This is a genomic window from Colwellia maritima (assembly GCF_022669015.1).
Lineage (GTDB): Bacteria > Pseudomonadota > Gammaproteobacteria > Enterobacterales > Alteromonadaceae > Colwellia > Colwellia maritima.
The window spans coordinates 194,214-213,992 of record NZ_JAKKSL010000002.1 but is presented as its reverse complement, the minus strand read 5'-3'; the positions used below and the strand labels follow the sequence as shown (position 1 = coordinate 213,992).

The 19,779-nt window shown below is 34.9% G+C and carries 13 protein-coding genes and 2 pseudogenes; 6 read left to right on the top strand and 9 right to left on the bottom strand.

Annotated elements, in window-relative coordinates; all coding sequences use genetic code 11:
- Nucleotides 1-13: 13 nt before the first annotated feature.
- Nucleotides 14-844 carry a metalloregulator ArsR/SmtB family transcription factor gene (locus L3081_RS11080; protein WP_242286130.1) on the bottom strand — a complete coding sequence of 277 codons (831 nt, stop codon included), beginning with the start codon at nucleotides 842-844 and terminating at the stop codon, nucleotides 14-16.
- Nucleotides 845-1,178: 334 nt separating this feature from the next.
- On the opposite strand from L3081_RS11080, the gene L3081_RS11075 reads away from it, so the two are divergent.
- The 3 genes from L3081_RS11075 to L3081_RS11065 all read left to right on the top strand — a co-directional run bounded on the left by L3081_RS11075 (nucleotide 1,179) and on the right by L3081_RS11065 (nucleotide 4,153).
- Nucleotides 1,179-2,888 carry an ATP-binding protein gene (locus L3081_RS11075; RefSeq protein WP_242286128.1) on the top strand — a complete coding sequence of 570 codons (1,710 nt, stop codon included), beginning with the start codon at nucleotides 1,179-1,181 and terminating at the stop codon, nucleotides 2,886-2,888.
- Nucleotides 2,889-2,988: 100 nt separating this feature from the next.
- Nucleotides 2,989-3,525 carry a gamma carbonic anhydrase family protein gene (locus tag L3081_RS11070; protein ID WP_242286126.1) on the top strand — a complete coding sequence of 179 codons (537 nt, stop codon included), beginning with the start codon at nucleotides 2,989-2,991 and terminating at the stop codon, nucleotides 3,523-3,525.
- 151 nt (nucleotides 3,526-3,676) lie between these two features.
- Nucleotides 3,677-4,153, top strand: a complete 477-nt coding sequence (locus L3081_RS11065) for a c-type cytochrome (RefSeq protein WP_242286108.1) — start codon at nucleotides 3,677-3,679, stop codon at nucleotides 4,151-4,153.
- A gap of 75 nt (nucleotides 4,154-4,228) precedes the next feature.
- On the opposite strand, the gene L3081_RS11060 is transcribed toward L3081_RS11065, so the two are convergent.
- Nucleotides 4,229-4,918 (bottom strand): cytochrome b/b6 domain-containing protein, encoded by a 690-nt coding sequence (locus L3081_RS11060; RefSeq protein WP_242286106.1) that lies wholly within the window; start codon nucleotides 4,916-4,918, stop codon nucleotides 4,229-4,231.
- 365 nt (nucleotides 4,919-5,283) lie between these two features.
- Between L3081_RS11060 and L3081_RS11055 the strand changes: the two genes are divergently transcribed.
- A complete protein-coding gene (locus L3081_RS11055) occupies nucleotides 5,284-5,700 on the top strand; it encodes a DUF4124 domain-containing protein (RefSeq protein ID WP_242286104.1) in 417 nt (138 codons plus the stop codon).
- 179 nt (nucleotides 5,701-5,879) lie between these two features.
- On the opposite strand, the gene L3081_RS11050 is transcribed toward L3081_RS11055, so the two are convergent.
- From L3081_RS11050 to L3081_RS11025, 6 genes and pseudogenes are all read right to left on the bottom strand, one after another.
- The gene (locus tag L3081_RS11050) at nucleotides 5,880-8,009 is read right to left on the bottom strand and encodes a TonB-dependent receptor (RefSeq protein WP_242286102.1); all 2,130 of its coding nucleotides are present in this window, start codon (nucleotides 8,007-8,009) and stop codon (nucleotides 5,880-5,882) included.
- 242 nt (nucleotides 8,010-8,251) lie between these two features.
- Nucleotides 8,252-9,049: a mechanosensitive ion channel family protein gene (locus L3081_RS11045; RefSeq protein ID WP_242286100.1), complete on the bottom strand. Its 798-nt coding sequence runs from the start codon at nucleotides 9,047-9,049 to the stop codon at nucleotides 8,252-8,254.
- A gap of 7 nt (nucleotides 9,050-9,056) precedes the next feature.
- Nucleotides 9,057-9,842, bottom strand: a complete 786-nt coding sequence (locus L3081_RS11040; protein WP_242286098.1) for a hypothetical protein — start codon at nucleotides 9,840-9,842, stop codon at nucleotides 9,057-9,059.
- A gap of 193 nt (nucleotides 9,843-10,035) precedes the next feature.
- Nucleotides 10,036-11,634: a cation:proton antiporter domain-containing protein gene (locus L3081_RS11035; RefSeq protein ID WP_242286096.1), complete on the bottom strand. Its 1,599-nt coding sequence runs from the start codon at nucleotides 11,632-11,634 to the stop codon at nucleotides 10,036-10,038.
- A gap of 275 nt (nucleotides 11,635-11,909) precedes the next feature.
- Nucleotides 11,910-12,376 (bottom strand): annotated as a pseudogene (locus L3081_RS11030) (hotdog fold domain-containing protein).
- 145 nt (nucleotides 12,377-12,521) lie between these two features.
- Nucleotides 12,522-14,703: pseudogene (locus L3081_RS11025) on the bottom strand (OsmC domain/YcaO domain-containing protein).
- A 1,340-nt stretch (nucleotides 14,704-16,043) separates the two neighbouring features.
- Between L3081_RS11025 and L3081_RS11020 the strand changes: the two are divergent.
- Complete coding sequence (locus tag L3081_RS11020) at nucleotides 16,044-16,418, top strand: hypothetical protein (RefSeq protein WP_242286094.1); 375 nt, start codon at nucleotides 16,044-16,046, stop codon at nucleotides 16,416-16,418.
- Between the two features lie 275 nt (nucleotides 16,419-16,693).
- Here the strand turns inward: L3081_RS11020 and L3081_RS11015 are convergent, their stop codons facing one another.
- Nucleotides 16,694-17,470 carry an FHA domain-containing protein gene (locus L3081_RS11015; RefSeq protein WP_242286092.1) on the bottom strand — a complete coding sequence of 259 codons (777 nt, stop codon included), beginning with the start codon at nucleotides 17,468-17,470 and terminating at the stop codon, nucleotides 16,694-16,696.
- A 392-nt stretch (nucleotides 17,471-17,862) separates the two neighbouring features.
- Here L3081_RS11015 and L3081_RS11010 point away from each other — a divergent pair, with 392 nt between their 5' ends.
- Nucleotides 17,863-19,563 (top strand): M28 family metallopeptidase, encoded by a 1,701-nt coding sequence (locus L3081_RS11010; RefSeq protein WP_242286090.1) that lies wholly within the window; start codon nucleotides 17,863-17,865, stop codon nucleotides 19,561-19,563.
- Nucleotides 19,564-19,779: the final 216 nt, after the last annotated feature.

Genomic DNA, 19,779 nt, shown 5'->3' with positions numbered 1-19,779 from the left:
ATTTTTACTGACATTACTTACAAAAATTGGCTTTACTTGGGCGATTTTTCATTTCAGCTAAACGCTTAAGCGGTTTACAGATCATCACAATATTATTTTCAGTTGTTTGTGCTATGACTGATTTGGCCCAAAGCGGTAATTGTGGATTGATTCGATAAAAAACCCATTGCCCATGTTTTCTTGCCGTTATGATGTTAGATTTTCTTAATACCGCTAAATTTCGCGAAACTTTTGGTTGACTGTCTTCAGCCAACGCTTCCATCAACTCGCAAACACAAAGTTCACCATGATAATGCGACAGCATTAAGACTTTAAGCCTGATTTCATCGGTAAAGTTTTTATAAAAATCGACAGGATCAAGGGTAACGAATTGCTTTTGTGTTTTTGTAACAACATTTTTATTAAAATTTGAATCAGCAAGGTTTACATCACTTGTATGCTCTACCAATAAAAACATCGATAAACGATTATTCAACTCATTTAATGTTGTTGTAAAAGGCATATAATCGGTACGAGTTTTAGGATCAGGAATGTCCCATGACAATTGCTTATCTGTATTAGGGAAGTCTCTACATTCATTGCTTGCTCTGTCACATAATGTAATAACAAAATCAAAAGTTTTGCCTGTAAATGTATCAACGCTTTTAGGAACCAAATGCGTTGTCTCTACACCAAATTGTTCTAATGCATCTATCGCGCGTAAGTCAATAGCTTCTGGATGAGTGCCTGCGCTAAAAACATCAAACTTATCGCCCGCCTTATGTTTAAGTAAAGCTTCTGCAATTTGCGACCTAGCGGAATTACCCGTACAAAGAAAAAGAACGCTGCGTTTATTTTTATTCATAGTTACTATTGTCTCTCCAGAAAATCAAAACCATACCTAAACAATATAACAATCACTTTACATAAAAATTATTATATATGCAATATTTCATATATACAATATTTTACATTAAAGTATAGATAAACTAACAATTCACTATAAAACTCGTTACTATTTTTCCTAATTAATATAGTATTATCACAAGCTTAAAATTTAAGAATTTCTCTTATGAAGATAATCAATCACAACGTCCATTGATAAAGACTATAAAATGACAATAAAACGCAAGACCCTTTTTTGGAAGTTGTACCCCTCTTTCTTACTTATCTCCTTTATTTCACTGCTTGCTTTTGTAATGATTGCACTTTGGTCTTTTAAATCCTTCTATTATCAAGAGCGCGCAATTGATTTAGAAATTAGAGCAAAATTGTTAGCACCTGAATTTTCACGCCTGATTCAATCAAATAACTATCAAGATATTCAGAAAAAAACAGTACTTCTGGGGAACGAATCACTTACTCGCCTAACAATTATTTTACCTTCAGGCAAAGTGCTTGGTGATAATAAAGAAAATCCACAAAAGATGAATAACCATAAAAATAGACCTGAAATAAAACAAGCTATGCTTGTTGGTAAAGGCTTATCCATAAGGTATAGCAACACGATTGCTACCGACGGAATGAATTTTGCCATGCCGCTACATGCACAAGGAAATATAATTGGTTTTATTAGAACATCAACACCGTTAGACACCTTACAAAAAGCCCTATGGAGCATTTATTATAAAATAGCGATAGGCTTTATCATGCTTATTTTAATGACTATTTTTGCCAGTTGGTGGCTATCTAAATCGTTAGTAAGGCCCCTTGAAATGATAAAGGTACAAGCACAACGCCTAGCTAAAGGAGACTTTTCTAGTCGTGTGCAACTACATTCAAATGATTCCCTCGAAACTGAACAATTAGGCCAAGCATTCAACGAAATTGCCATTGAATTAAACCAACGAATTGAAATTATTCTTAACCAACGGAACGAACAAGAAGCAGTATTTTCAAGCATGGTAGAAGGCGTTATAGCGGTTGATAATAACCAAAAAATTCTGCGTATAAATCAAGCAGCCTATAAAATATTAAAGATTTCCGCAAAGAACATTGAAGGTAATAATCTAAATACCATTATTGAAAATAAAGAATTACGTAACCTAATCGCTTATGCATTACAGCAAGATAGCCCAGTTGGACAAGAAATAGTTGTTCATAGTAATGCCGACTTTGAACAAGTGTTATTTGCGCAATCAGCTCCTTTGCTTGATATTTATAAAAATAAATGTGGCACACTTGTTGTTTTTAATGACATAACTAAGCTAAAAGAATTTGAATTACAACGTAAAGAATTTGTTGCCAATGTATCACATGAACTGAGAACCCCGCTTACCGCTATTCAGGGGTTTTCTGAAACATTGATAGAGTTCCCTGATTTAGCTCAAGAAAAAAGAGCCTACTTTATTGACGTTATTCATACACATTCCATTCGATTAGAAAGCATTATAGAAAACTTACTGTCTTTATCTAAAATAGAAAAAGAGACAGAAATAGATGAAATTGACTTTATAAACGAGTCTATTACGCTCGCCATCAGCAATGCAATTTTTCTTTGTAAAGACAAAGCATTAAAAAGAAACATCAAGATTATTTTACACAATAAAGAAGAAATAAAGTTTAAACATAACTCTGCGTTAATAGAACAAGCCATTATCAATTTATTAAACAACGCCATTAAATATAGTAATGGTAATAGTGAAATAACGATAACCGTAATGAAACAAAACAATGATATAAAGATCAGTGTTGCAGACCAAGGAAGTGGCATTCCTGAAGAGCACTTAACTCGTTTATTTGAACGTTTTTATCGTGTAGATAAAGCTCGCAGCAGACAATTAGGGGGCACTGGATTGGGGTTATCTATTGTAAAACATATTGCATTAGCCCATAAAGGAACAGTAACAGTAAGTAGTGAAATTAATAAAGGCAGTGTGTTTTCATTAATTTTACCATTAAAATATTAAGCCAATGGTTAAATAAACCTTTTATTTAGATAAGAGTACTTTATTTAGATAAGAGTACTTAATCAGTTCAATTTTATAAATAACACAAAGGAACATACTTATGATCTATCAGCTAGGTAAACTTACCCCAATGATTCCTAAAAACTGTTTTGTAGCACCTAATGCCAGTGTAATTGGTGATGTGGTGTTAGGTGAAAACGCAAGTATCTGGTTTAATGTGGTCATTAGAGCTGATAAAGCAAAAATTAGCGTAGGAACAAACTCAAATATTCAAGATGGAAGCGTTTTACACGTTGATGACGGTTTTCCTATATCCATAGCTGAAAATGTCACTGTTGGGCATAAAGCTATGCTACATGGCTGTACTATAGGCAAAGGAAGCTTAGTAGGGATCAATGCTGTTGTACTCAATGGTGCAATAATTGGCAAAAACTGCTTAATTGGTGCCAATGCATTGGTAACTGAGAATATGAATATTCCTGATGGGAGTTTGGTCTTGGGCTCGCCGCCTAAAGTCGTTAAGCAACTTGATGAGAAATCACAAACCATGCTAGCACAAGGCGCAATACATTATGTTGATAACGGTAATTATTATAAGCAAGAATTAAAAGAAATCGTTCATAACTCAAGTGAATAACAGCGTCGTAAAACACAGAGAATACGAATTAGTTTGCATAACGATAAATAAAATAACAAACACAACTTTAAACACGCTTTGAATGGTTAACTCATAAAGATTTTAATGGTACAGTTTACTCGTTAACGACTTAAGAAGGAAAAGGAAAACAATGAAATTAAATACATCAAAAATCATAACGGCTTGTGCACTCATTTTAGCAACTAATGTAGCGGTGGCTAACACAGCAACGTCAGAAAAACATGCTGTAAAGGCAACTGAATTGCGTCAAGCTGTATTTAAAATGTTGGGTGCAAACATGGGTACGTTAGGCGCTATGGCAAAAGGTAAAATTCCTTTTGACGCAAAAGTAGTTGAAAAAAATGCCACTCGAATTAATCAATTATCTTTTATGATTGCTGATTACACGGCAACTGATACTAGCGCTTATAAAGTTAAAACTGAAGCATTAAACAAAGTTTGGACTGATAGAGACGCGTTTGAAAAAAGAATCAAGGATTTATCAGTAGCGTCAGAAAAACTTGTTAAAGCGGCATCTACTGGCGATGAAGCCTCAACAAGAGCGGCCATTGGCGGTGTTGGTAAAACATGTGGCGGATGTCACGATAACTTTAAACAAGAAGACTAAATTATCAGGTCTGAAATTCTACGCTAGATTTTCAGACCTTTTTCAAAAACTAACCGGCTCATTAACCTAATACACCTAATAATAAAACTCTTCCTCTACTGGTATATTCAACACCAACAACCAATATAAAAACACAGCTACTATTATAATTATTATTAATGATAATAATAATTTAGATGACTTTATGCCGCTTGTTTTTTCACTATGACTTAATTTATACCCAGTAATCATAGGGACTATTAAGTTAATTTTCTTAGTAAACAAGTAATAAAAAATAGCACCAATATGTAACACTGAAACGATTAGTATTACATCAAAAACATTGTGATGGATAAACGACATAATCTTTTGAACTGAACTACTGGCACTTTCATAATAGGGCCCTGTTGTAAATACATCATCATTCATAAACAAGCCACTGATTGCTTGTGATAAAATTAATAACAACATAAAAACCACCATTAATCCACCCAACGGATTATGGCCAATCGTGGTGTAACCTTTTTCTTGTTTTGATTTTTTTAAGTAATTTTTCAGCTTTGTTTTCGTGGGTAGAAATTGTGAAAATTTCGCGTAATGTGTGCCAAATATTCCCCACGTAATACGAAAGAGTATTAAGCCTAAAATAAAATAGCCAATTTTTAAGTGATAATCAATTAAGCCTCTTTCACCGTCTGATGTATACCATGCAGATAAAAGTGAAATAATCAGTAGCCAGTGGAACAATCTAACGGAAAGATCCCAAACGAATAATTTTTTTGTCATGGGTTGGTTTTATTAAATATCAAAAGTCCCCTTATAATAACTAATAACAGTGACTAAACCTACCCTTTAACAAATACTCCTATAAAGTTTCAGATTGTTGCAATTAACCCCATATTAAAAACTATTATGGGGTATGAAAACTTAACCCAGAATTTTTATTTAAAAAACATCGCTTAGTGATTGCGCTCTTCAGCTGTACATTCCTTTACCGTAAGCGACAACAAAATAACCATAAATAAAAACACAATTTTATTTATTAATTAGAACAACTAGTTATTGAAAAAAACGCCTTGTACTTAGCAATTTTTTCTACGTATAATATAGATCACTTAATTAATGAAACTGGTATTACTTTGGAAATTCTCATGAAAATAATACTATCGTCAATAATATTAATGCTTTTACCTTCACCATTGTTTGCCAATTCTGTATATCAATGTACCGTTGATGGTGTAAGTACATTTAGCCAAACACCTTGTGATGATGAATATAAACAAATCGATGTGATGGTGGGTTCTGGCGGAGATGTCAAAGAAAGTGATAATAATGCTGAATGTGTGGACTACCTCATATCACAGCATAAGTTTAACAACCCCGACTCAATCCTAATTGAAAGTTCACAAAAAATATGGATGACCGACGATAGTGGCGCCAGACAAGTATTAATTTTAGGGATAAATTCTAAAAATATACACGGCATGTATGCCGGTACAAAATCTTATCGTTGCTTTTTAAATCATGACGGTAGTCAATTGAGCAAGATTCAATACTTAATTAAGTAAAAACTGTTCGCTTTAGGATAAATAGTAATTTTCAGATGGCTGTATAAAATGCAAATACGTTAATCTTATGGTCATGGATAAAATAACGATTGCCATTCAGGGAAATAATATAGCAGGTGACCATTCACATTCCGTTGTAAACAGTCACTGTACTTTAAAATAATAGCTTTAAGCGCTTATTAAAAAGCATAACTTAATGCGATATTAACTGAGCGCCCCTGCCCTGCTAGCTGCTGAAACCCTTGAGCGTTATCTCGTCTATATTCCGCCACACTCACTCCGCCTAGCGGTAATTGATAATATTCATCCAGTAAGTTTGTCACTTCAAGACTTGCTGTTAACGCATTCCATGATGCTTTTGTGCTTAAGTTAACTAGGTGGTAACTATCCGTTTGATTTTCAAAACGGTTATGATCAACACGTTTTTTATTGTCAACCCATTCCCACGTTAAAGCATTTTCAAATCTGCCTATTTTTTGATGAAGCCCTAATTGAGTTTGCAAAGGTTTTATCTGATATAAGTCTTGATTAGTATCATCACGTGTTCCACGGGTATTGGTAATATTGGCTTTTAATTGGAAATCGCCAAGTTGTTTGGACTCGTAAATACTGGCCTGAAAATCAACTTTTACACCATACAATGTCGCATCAACATTGGTAAACTGTAATGCATTTCGGTCTAAACTTGCATCATCAGTGGTATTCAAGTTTCTAACAACATCCGCATCAATATAATCACTAACATCGGTATACCAAGCGTTGGTACTAATACGCCAACTATCATCTTTTGCCGATTTTGTGTAAGTGGCACTCAAGGTATGCGCAGTTTCAGCATCTAACTCGGGGTTACCCATATAGCCATTGCCATCGCCATACCGCCAATCATTCGTGTGGCCATACTGCCAACACCCCAACCTATATCTTTCATACAAACTTGGTGCTCGATTTTTTCGGGCTAAGCCAAACTGTAATTCATCATTATGGGTAATTTGGTAACTTAATAACACGCTTGCATCCACTAAGGTATCATCACGTTCTTTATCAAGCGCATTGAATGCCATAGCCGCAACAGCATCGTTAGGACCCATTGACATTCCGCCCATTCCGCCCATGCTCATGCCATCATTGTAGGCTTGTACGTCATCAACTTGCGTATGTACATTTTCAACACGCATGCCGGCATTTAGCCACCACTTCTCATATAATTGACTTTCATACTCAGCAAATACTGCTAGACGTTGTCTTTTACCATTATTAATATTAATGTAATCATTTGGCCCCATCATCATTGAACCTTCAATACCTGGCCACCAATCGTCAATACGGTAATCAAAATACTCATGTCCGAGTAACAGCGTACTCTTATTTGCTAAATTAAGTCGCCATTTTAATTGATAACTTACATCTTCCGCATCCGTTTCCATAGGCATCATGCCCATTTTTTCAGGTGTGAAAAAACCCATTTCATGCTTTACGCTATGCCAATTAAGTTGTCCTTCAAATTCACTATTTTCTAATTCACGCTTATACTGAGCAACAACGCCGTAACTGGTGTTATCCACCATATCCATGTATTGATTTGCAAAGCCTTGATAAGGAATTTTTTGATGAGTTAATTTCACAACAAATTGTTGTTTTTGATCGCGCATTGCTGCGGTTAAACTGTGATTTTGTGCTCGGTATAAGGTATCAATCACTAAATCACCATTGCCATCTTCATAACTATCTGCATCCGTGAAGGAACCTTGATAGTTAAGGCTTAATGTATCACTGGCTAACCGCGCACCAACACCAACAGAACGTCCATCATCGATACTGCGATAGCGTGCAGAAAGGTAACCTGAGTGCCATGCCAAATCACTGCCTTCACTGTATTTAGGCGCAATAGAATTTACATTGATAACACCCGCAATATTATCACCACCTGCACTTACGGGCGAAATACCGGCAACTACACTGTAAGAGGATATTTGGTTTGATGAAATATAAGAAAGAGGCGGATTCATATGATTAGCACATGCCGCTGTAACGTCAGCCCCATCGACTAGAACTTTAATTCGGTCCCCCATCATCCCATTTAAAATAGGTAAATTAGAAACACCACCTGCAGCAGAAAAATCAACCCCCGATTCACTTAACAAAGACTCTGACGAACCTAATGCTAAATGGGTGTTTTGCGTTTGCCCATGTACCTCTATAACTTCCAATGAATTATCATCGGCAACAACAAATGGAGACAATATAGCACTGATTAAAAGTGCTAATGGAGAAATCAAATAATTAACTTGAGAAATTTTTTTATTATTCATAATAATTAATACCACTGTTATAAGTGGTAAAAATTATATAATGATGTCCTTCTTTACACGTGCGACATATTGTCTCGTTTTAGTAAAAAAATGAACTTTTTTTACCTTTTTATTGATACATTCGATACCAATAATTATTTCACGTAAGGACATTAATCACTATCCATACTTAACGGATATTTTTACCTTCTTCAACGTTGTTGTTTGTACTAGTCAAAGAAACATCAAAAGGCTTACTTTGATTACCAAAGATACACACTAATATGAGGAAAGGGGATTTCAATACCTTGCTCATCAAAAGTTTTCTTAATGTTTTGATACATCTCATTTTTCAATGTCAAAAAGTTCTCTCTTTTGGCCCACACGGAAAATTGAATATCGACAGAAGATGCTCCGAACCCCGTTAGTATGAAAAGTGGTGCCGGCTCTTCTAAACAAATAACATTCTTTTCAGCAATTGTTAATAATATTTTTCTTACTTGTTCAATGTCCTCTTTATAAGCAATTCCTAATTTTAAATCAGCTCTTCTGATAGGGAATTTAGTTAGTGTGGTAACAGCGCTTTTTATCATGCTTTCATTCGGGATTCTGACAAACAAATTATCAAACGTTCTAAGTTTAACCGATAACAAATCAATTGAAATAACTTCTCCTATAATGTCATCTACTTTAATCACATCACTAATTGAAAAAGGTCTTTCAATCATTAAAAATAACCCACTGATCAAATTTGAAGCTGACGTTTGAGAAGCAAAACCGATAGCAACAGTAAAAATACCTGCTGCACCCAATAAAATCGTTAAATCTATACCAATATGTTTCAATGCCGACAAAGCAAACAATCCCAATAAGGTGTAAAACACCGTTCTTTTGAGCAAAAATACGCCATGCGTTGTCAGTTTATTTTGTGCAATTTTTGCTGCAGCACTACTCATAGCTTTAGCAATAAAAAAACCCACAACAAAGTAAACTAGTGCTTGAGAAAACAAATATAAATGTGATGTTTCGAGCATACCAACAAATTCTAAAATAACGTCCATAAAATCCCTACCCAAATAAATGACTAATCCGACGAATTAATTTTCCATGTTCGGATGATATTCGTGGTCTACTGATTAGTGTTTGTGGTTCAAATTCTGAAAGAAAATGTTTGTCGATAATTAACTCAACATCCGCAGACTCCCCTTCTATCTTTATTGAAATACTAGAGGTCCACAGTTGATTTTTATCGTCACTATACAAATTTAAGTAATTAACCGGAACATTTATTCGGTTAATCGTTAATGCCTTATTATGTCGATTATGTACCATGATAGCTGTTGTTGCTCGATGAGGGTGTAAGTCTAGCTCTTCAAGGTTAGTTTTAGCTGAGGTATATTTTGCATAGCATAGTTGCCCATCTATTGTGGAGCTACCAAACCATGAATCCGATGGACGCCAAAAAGGCAAGTCAACCAAACACTTATTACTGGGCAATAATTCAGCATAAAACCAAACGGGTGTACTAATAAACAGTTGAATTTTTTCACCCGCGAGAATTGTTAATGGCGAAGAAGGTCTTGCAATCATTGTGCGATCGGCCAATAACGGGGAGACTTTAATTTTACCCAAGGTAACTTTTTCCAAAAACCGCCCGGTTACCATGTCACTTTCTAGTACAATACTCGTACCGTCAGTTACTAAAATATCATCCTCAGCGCCTTGACTCTCAACAGCAATACTCTCAACGTTCCAAGTATTCCATTCAGTTGCTTTTCGCTTAATTAAAATAGCACGCTCACCGACACTCCGGATTTTGTCTCTTGGGGCTGAAAAGAGAATTCCCCCCACCAAACATTATTACTCATATTGTACTCATACTCGTTAGTTTAAATTGATTGCTTCGCAATTAGCGCCAAGTATAAGCATTAACGACTAAGAAATGCGAGATTATTCATTCACATTCACCACATTTAAATTATCACTAACGTTTCAATGATCAACCTTTAATGACTAAATCTTTAAAAACTAAACCGAGCTCATCAGGTTAACTCAGACTACGTTTAACAAGTAACATTGCTGTTTCATGCTGCGCATGAACAAAAGCTTTTATATTCAGTACAGATAAAGCTGTTTTCTCTTCCAGGGTGTTTACTTTAACGATCAAATTGGCTTCTGGGTAATACTCTAAAACCGCTTCACAAATTATTTGCTTATTTTTTAGGGTACTAACGGTGACAATAATACTATTGGATTGTTCTACTTTTAGTGATTCCAACACAGGCGTTTTATCTAAATGACCAAAATAGGCTTTATATCCGCGTTTTCTTGCCAGTAATACATGTTGTAAATTGTCAGAAATGATTAAAAAATCGATTTCTTTTTGGGTAAGCTCTTTCGCGACAATTCTACCCAAAATAGCAAAACCACAAACAATAGTATGATTACTAATATTTACTGGTGCTATTTTATCTGCTTCAAAAAATTCAACGACAAACAAAGAGGCTATTTTATAAATATTATTCACCATAAATGGCGTTAACAACATTGATAATACCGTGATTAAGATTAGAAAATTACCTAATTCACTTTGCAGAATATTTTGATTTACCGCCAAAGCAAAGATAGCAAACGAAAATTCGCCTATTTGGCAGAGCGCAAGCGCAGACTTAATTGCATCACTTTTGTTAGTATTTCGTCTGATAATAAAAAAGATGATGAATGCTTTAATGAGCATCACAAGCAAGAGAATACCAAGTACTAAATATAAGTTACTCGCGAAATAGAAAATATCTATTTTGGTACCAATAGAGAAGAAGAATGCCCCCAACAAGAGATCTTTATATGACGCAATATCTGACTCTACTTTAATATGAAAGTTAGTTTCAGCAATAATCATTCCCGCAATAAACGCGCCTAATGAATACGTAAAACCCATTTCATGGGCAAGTAATGATGCACCTATAACTATGGTAAAAACAGAACTTAAGAACAATTCTTCCATTCTGGCAGTGGAAGAAAAATGCAGTAACCAACCAATGATTTTTTTACCTAAAGTAAACATAAAAACAATGATAGCGGTGGCGTATAGAAATGTTTTTAATAAAATATCGGTCATCGACATTTCATTATTCGATAGGAAGCTCATTAGCAATAAGATAGGAATAACGGCCAAGTCTTGAAAAACTAAAACGGCAACAGATTTCTCACCATAAGGTGTTACTATATCTTTTGATTTTTTCAAATACGGTAACACGATAGCAGTTGAAGATAAGCTAAATGACAGTGAAATGATTAATGATGATATTGCATCAAGTGAAAAGGCATAAAAAGCAACAGAAAAAATCAAAAGAGAACTAAAAGCGACTTGCAAAAAACCGTTAATAAATATCAAATGTTTCATTTTATCAAGTTTAGAAAAAGACATTTCCAAACCTATGGTAAACATAAGAAAGACTATACCGAATTCACCAATTAAGTCTAATGAATGAAGATCATGACTACCATTAAAATCAAAAAGTGTACTGACAATAGTACCCGTTATGATATAACCAATAATATGAGAAATTGAAAATTTAGCTAATACTATATTTAATACGCTAGCAAGCGCTAAAGAGATAGTGATAATAACAAGTATGGAGTCCATTTTACTTCCTTAACAAACATCAACAGCCGCCTATATTTGTTAAACTTTAGGACAACTAAGGTTAAAGCGGGGATTATTATTACTAACAAGCAAAAAACGCACCAAAAAAAACAGCACATAAAAACCAAATAAACAACAAAATATCAATAAGTTAGATGTGTATTTTAAACGGTGTTTTTCTTAGGGGTTTTTATTGCATCATATAGAGGCGCGTTTGTTAATAAATGCACCAAAATATGTCATGAGTATATAAGCTTTTTTACTTGTGAAAAACGCTATTTTTCAGAGATCCAAAGTTTAATGTGCCCTTTTACCACCACAACATCATTAATGTCAAAGGCGGTTACTTCAACAAGCAGATCACCAACTTGCCACTGCTCTGGTGTGACTTTTGCAACACAACGTATATCTGATCCGGCCTTAGCGGTATAATCTAGCGACATGCCTTTAGGTATCCGGCGAAGATGTTTTGGAATAGATGCCTCAGTCATAACCCCCATTGCCATCTCTAAACCATTACAAATGGCAATAACATGCACTGTTTTTATATGATTCTGAACACTTTTTCTTTTTTTATCAAACATTCGCAATAATTAGCTCTTAATTCAGTAATGAGTGGCTTAATGGTACTAAAATAAGGCGCCATTCGCGCCACCATAATTGAAAATATTTTTTGACCAAATGGTAGTCGCGTAACTCTTTTATAAAGCGCCATTACTTTAGTTAATTTTTCTTTTGCCATGTTCAATCTTCCTGTTAACACTCATCTGGTCGGATGAGTTTAACACTATTAATTTTAGATTCAACAAACATTCAACCCCAAAGCAATAAACTATTTATTCAAGCGATACATTAGTACACACCAATCACGTTGGCTTTTAGCCGATCTACAAAGTTAAACCTCTCGCATGATGCAGTTTTTTATAACTTTCAATTAATCGCAAGTGTTTATCTAACCCTTCAAGTTTCATGCTTGGTTTTAGTCAGACCAAAGAATCGAATGTCACCCGACACTGATCCAACAACATTCTTCATATTTTCTTCGCCAAACATACGGCTTAAATTATGAATGAAATCATCTAGCGCTAAATCATCATCTAACATAATTTCAAGCACAGCGTTAATTGCCTGATAGAATAAACCCCGTTCAACTGTGTTGTCATTGTATTGTAAAAATTCTCCCACTAAATCCAATGCATCTTCAAGTGCACCAAGTGCTAAACAAATAAGAATTTTTAATTCTAAAATCGTTAACTGTCCCCACACCGTGTTTTCATCAAACTCGATGCCAATTAAGGTGCGAATATCAATATAATTATCTTGTTGGCTATCTTCTAATCGTTCAAACAAACTTGCCAAGGCTTCATCACTCAAACTATGAAGATTCAATATATCAGCTCTGTATTCCAATGCTTTGTTAGTGTTATCCCAAATTAAGTCTTCAACTGGATATACCTCTGAATAGTTGGGTACTAAAATACGACAAGCTGTAGCCCCTAGTTGATCAAATACCGCGATATACGCTTCTTTGCCAAGACCGTTCAAAATAGCAAATAAGCTTTCGCACTCTTGTTCATTCGTGCCTGAAAAATCCCATTCACAAAACTGATAATCATGCTTAGCACTAAAAAATCGCCAAGAAATAACCCCCGTTGAATCAATAAAATGTTCCACAAAATTTTCTGGCTCTGATACAGCCATACTATTAAAGGTTGGCTTGGGAACATCGTTTAAACCTTCAAAGCTACGCCCTTGTAACAGCTCTGTTAAGCTACGTTCTAGTGCTACTTCAAAGCTAGGATGAGCACCAAATGAAGCAAATACGCCACCCGTTTTAGGGTTCATGAGCGTGACACACATAACAGGAAATTGCCCACCTAAGGAAGCATCTTTCACCACCACAGGAAACCCTTGTGCTTCTAAACCGTTAATTCCCGCTAGAATACTTGGGTATTTTTCTAGCACCTGCGGCGGAACATCAGGCAATACAATCTCTTGTTCTATAATTTGTCTTTTTACTGCGCGTTCAAAAATTTCAGATAAACACTGTACTTGTGCTTCAGGTAGGTTGTTACCAAGACTCATACCATTACTCAAAAATAAATTTTCAATTAAATTTGAAGGAAAATACACGGTTTCACCATCTGAATGACGTGTATATGGAATAGCGCAAATACCGCGATCAACATTACCTGAATTTGTATCTATTAAATTAGACGCACGTAATTCATTATCAGGATCATAAATCCCTAAACAGTAATCATCCAAAATACCTGACGGTAATTCATCATCGTTTTCTGGTTTAAACCACTTTTCATTTGGGTAATGAACAAAATCACTGTTAGCAATGTCTTCGCCTAAAAACTGATCATTATAAAAGAAATTACAATTTAAACGTTCAATAAATTCGCCAAGGGCAGAACAAAGTGCACTCTCTTTTGTTGAACCTTTACCATTAGTAAAGCACATAGGTGACGCAGCATCACGAATATGTAAAGACCACACGTTGGGTACAATATTACGCCAGGAAGATATCTCTATTTTCATACCAAGGGAGGCTAATATTCCCGTCATATTGGCAATAGTTTCTTCAAGGGGCAAATCTTTACCTAAAATAAAAGTGTTTGAATCACCTTCAGGCTTAACCGTAAGCATTGCTTGAGCATCTTCTTCAAGATTATCAACAGTTTCTACTTTAAATGTAGGCCCTGTTTGCACAACCTTTTTCACGGTACAGCGATCAATTGAGCGTAAAATCCCCTGTTTATCTTTTGCCGAAATATTTTCAGGCAATTCAACTTGAATTTGGAAAATTTGCTTGTAGCGATCTTCAGGATCAACAATATTGTTTTGTGATAACCTTATATTTTCAGTAGGAATATCACGAGAGGTACAATAAACTTTGACAAAATAAGCGGCACAAAGTGCTGATGATGCCAAGAAATAATCAAAAGGGCCCGGCGCAGAACCATCCCCTTTGTAACGAATAGGCTGATCCGCAATAACCGAAAAATCATCAAATTTAGCTTCAAGCCTGAGATTATCTAGAAAATTTACTTTGATTTCCATTGAATAGTGTCCATATTTTTGTTGCAACAAAGTGTTTAAACCAAACCTGTGTAAAGATTTAGCCACTAATTTCTGGTGCATTGAGCATAATGAGGGTAATTATCGTGTTTTTCGCAGCAATAGTCTTGGAAAATATCTCTAAAATACAGAAATAATTGTTCTATAAAAATTGACTGTCGACGACTAATGACTAACACGTATAATAAGGAGACGTGTTAAGTTATTGATATAAATACTATAGCCAAAAATTCATTGCACAGCATTACATCAAGTTTATTTGATTTATATTGAGAAGCACATAAAAGAAAAATGCAGCTCAAAGAGCTGCATTTTTGTAACTAGCTTATATAATGCATCCTGCATTTTATTTAGTGTTCTCATTTCATCCATGAAAGACTATCCCTAGTATTTCCTTTAAGTAAACTCTACTTATTGTCCTTAGCGCTACATCCATGTATTCCTTGCTATGGCTATCCTTAGTCTTCACGTTTTAACTCCATGTAAAACACGTTTTGTCTCCTAGACATTATCTTCCTGACTTCAATTATCCATAATTGATCACATCCATATTCGTATCATCCCTCAGTGAAGTCCTCTTCACTCGACTTAATCCTTAAGCCTCCCTCCTATTTATTCCCTTAATATATTTCCATCAAATAATCATTACTCAAGTAAAATATGTTAATAGAGCGTCCTTCTCTATGTCTTCCTGACACGAGTAATAATACGCTTATATATTTTTTTTAGGCGAACATTAAAAAAAAACTTTTTATGTAACAAATTTGTAAAATTTGTATTAAATATTTTAATTAATATATTCATACACTTAGTTGAAAAGCTGATTTTATCCTTCAAAATAATGACAATATGTCTTACGACCTTGTAAGACATGTCTTACATTTTTTATGGCAAATGACTATAGGGGTGATGTTTTATTAGTCACGGTTACTCGCATAACGAAAGTCGTAATACACCAAATTAACTTCTGAGCTGATACAAGCTTAACTTGGAGACAAAATGCAAGTATTTTCATGCTTTACTGAGGGGTTATGAAATAGAATTCAAGCATTAACAAAAAATATTAATAACTTAAATACAAACACTTATAACACACCCCTTAAAGCCTATAGCTAGCTTAACAACAATTTCGCAATGTAATTCCCATCATTAAATTCTTAATGTTAATTTGCCGTGTAATGCCGTGTAATGGTCATTTTTTCTTTCTTAGTAGATATTATAGTGAATCATTAAAATGCAATGATTGCCAAATTGTATAGTGTATAGCTTGACTAACAAGTGGTTATATACGGCGACATAATATGAAGAGATTGGAGAAAACAATGAGCGAACATCTAAATAAGACTAAGGTAAAGCCTAAAGAGCATAAATCTAATGCACTTGTTCACCATACATCAGCAAAAAACTTGAATAATGATCAAGTAAACAACAATACTTCTTTATACTGCTTTTTCACACGAATTAATCGCGATGATATTGTTACCAATGTTGAAACAAAACAAAACAAATCAAAAAAATCGCCAATTCCTACTCGCGTAACGGTTATTGATGTGTATAACCAAGACAATACAATGAGTAATAAAGATCAGAATTCATTAGTAAAACCTGAGAAACCAGTGGCAATCATTGATAAAATCAATACTGCTCTATCTAAGCTTAATAGACTTAACAAATCAATGATGTTGTTTTTTAAATAGAAGAAACTTAATAAAAATTTTTGTTTTTCGCCGGGGTTACTTCTTGGCTAAAAAACACCGTTCAACTTATTTATTGGTTACTGACAACGAGTATCGTATTCAACTTTATCACCTTTGGTAATACTAAAAATTTTAGAAGCTAAACGTATTTTCCCCGCATTACGTTCAATAATATTCTTTGGTTTCACAAGTGTTATTGAGTGCCTCAACAAATTGTTTTCGAATACGATAAATTTGGATATTCAAGTGACTGGCATCTACGCCTAAATCTCTAGCTAATGACTCGGCATAAAGCCATCCCTGTTCACTATTATCAAACCCGCTTCTATATCTTTAACTCGTTGTCGAGCCAAACACAATGTGAGGTAATGATGACTACGCACCAATAAGTCAATATTTTTATCACCTGTTTGTATAGTAAGATGTGTGCTTTCTTCGTCAAGGCTCGTTTGAAAAAGCAATGTTAACTCGTTTAGCGAAGTAACACTTGGTTTAACAATTTGCGTTTCGGTAAGTGGGCGATTTATTTGTAACTGCCATTTCAAGCCATCAATTATTATATAATCTCGATTACTCAATTCCATAGTCGTTACTGATTCACTCAGATTATCATCAAATATTTCTTGCCACCAAGAACAGGTTTGATTGTTATAACGCAATAAAACTTCATGTGATTCTTGACTCGGTAATAAATGAAAATATTCTAGTTCGATAACCTCGCTATTGTGTTCAACAGGTATAAGACAGTCACAAGGAGGCTTAGTATCAAGTAGTTCAAACGCATTATTCTCGTTACTTGCAAAATTTATCACATCGCCAACATTAAGTTGAGCTACTTGATCTCGTCCCAGTTTATTACCATTTAACCACGTACCATTGCTGCTGACATCACGTAACAACCAATATCTATCGTTCCACTCAATAAAAGCATGAACCTTAGAAACAAACGAATCATCAACAAAAGTATTTACCGAATTTTTAAGTCGACCAAAACTATGGTGAGATTGTAAAAAACAACGCTGTTGTATTTTTTTATTAAATAAAGTGGCCATAACTTCTTCTTATAGTGAGATCGAATATCATTAAGTATTTGACTAAACGCTTGGTAAGAAACTAACGTATGCGTAACATATCAACTTAATTGTAACATCTCAACTAACAGTACATTAGCCCAAAACAGCGGTTAATACATTTTTTCATTCATCTGTCTTATTATAAGTAATTACAAAATATGATCTTGAAAAACTTCATGTGGCTACAACCAGAGAAATAGCGAGCAGATTAAGGAGACAAATTGGATAAAGCCATTGGGCGACTTCGCGGGTAATAGCTCACTTAGCTTATTTCGCTTAGGACCTTCATCAACTAAATAAATTTGCATATATAATTGGTAGTGCTATCTTTTCATTAATAATAAATAATTCCTCAATATATCGAAATAACAATGATTATTAAAAAGATCACATTATCACTTTCATTATTAGTAATACTAACTGCTTGCGGACAATCTAATCAACCTAAGTTATTAGAAAAAACTAACCAAGATAAAATATCAATCAATTTCGGTGAAAAAGCAATTACTACCAAATCGCTTACTCAACATATAAAAATTCTTTCTTCCGACAAGTTCGGTGGTCGAGCGCCAGGATCTGAAGGCGAAGAATTAACCGTAAATTACATTGCGAGTGAATTCAAAAAATTTGGTGTAGCACCGGGGAATGGTAATAGCTATTTTCAAGAGGTTCCCCTCACTTCTGTTGAGGCAATAAATAAGCCAAGCATACTATTTTCAGATGGAAAAAGTGACGATTTAACACTGACATATTCAAACGAACAAGTTGTTTGGACGCGCAAACAAATAAATTCTGTGGAGATAAATAACAGCGAAGTAATATTTGTTGGCTACGGTATCAATGCACCAGAACGAAACTGGAATGATTATGCTGACATTGATGTCACGGGTAAAACCGTTGTTATGTTAGTCAATGATCCCGGCTATGCTACACAAGATAGTTCCTTATTTAACGGCAATGCTATGACCTACTACGGTCGTTGGGATTATAAATTTGATGAAGCTGCGCGACAAGGTGCGGCGGCGGCGATCATCATACATGATACAAAGCCTGCCGCTTATGGATGGTCTACGGTTAGTTCAAGTTGGACAGGTCCACAATTTGATATGGTGCGTGCTGACCAAGGCTCTGAATTAGCCTCAATGGAGGGATGGATAACCCTCGATAGTGCAAAGGCTTTATTTAACAAATCAGGATTAGATTTAACCGCTCAATATATAGCAGCAAAAACACCAGGTTTCAAAGCCGTACCGCTAAATTTAACCGTTTCAGCAACAATAGAAAACAAAACCACCACTATCAATTCAAAAAATGTTGTTGGCTTTATTAAAGGGTCTGAATCCCCTGACGAAGTATTTATTTACATGGCTCATTGGGATCATTTAGGTACAGATCCTGTACTTCAGAAAGAAACTGGCGATGGTATTTATAATGGTGCACTAGATAACGCAACAGGTACAGTTGGTTTAATTGAACTTGCCAAAGCCTATGCAAGCATGCAAGAAAAGCCTAAACGTTCTGTATTGTTTTTAGCAGTAACGGCGGAAGAACAAGGATTATTGGGCTCAGCTTATTATGCTTCAAATCCTCTTTATTCCTTAGCAAAGACCGTTGGTGGTATCAATATGGACGGTTTGAATAACTTTGGGCCAACCAAAGACGTTACCGTTATTGGTTCAGGTATGAGTGAGCTTGAAAATATTCTAGAAAAAAATGCTAAGGCTAAAAACCGTATTTTGAATCCTGATTCAGAAGCAGAAAAAGGGTATTTTTATCGTTCAGACCACTTCGAGCTTTCCAAATTAGGTGTGCCGATGTTATACCCCAATTCAGGTTATGATCATGTCGATAAAGGCGTTGCCTACGGTATTGAAAAAGCAGAAGAATACACAAAAAAACACTATCATGGTCCAAGTGACGAGTATCAAGACGACTGGATATTAACGGGAGCAGTTGAAGACCTTCAATTATATTTTTTAACTGGCTCAGAAATCGTTAATAGTAACGCTTGGCCCCAATGGAATGAAGGTACAGAATTTAAAGCTATTCGTGACGCACAACGGGGTAAATAGTATTACCATAAGTTCTAAATGGAGTATTTATAAACATCTCCAACGTGGGGAACTTGTCCAAATACTCCACGATTACCCTATTGCTGCTAATACAGCAATTTGGGTTGTTTACCCTAGTTCTAGACTGCTAGACCCAAAAGTTAGAGCCTTTATTCATTACTTTACTGAATATTTTGGCGATACCCCATACTGGGAATGATTTATCAGCTTCCCTAC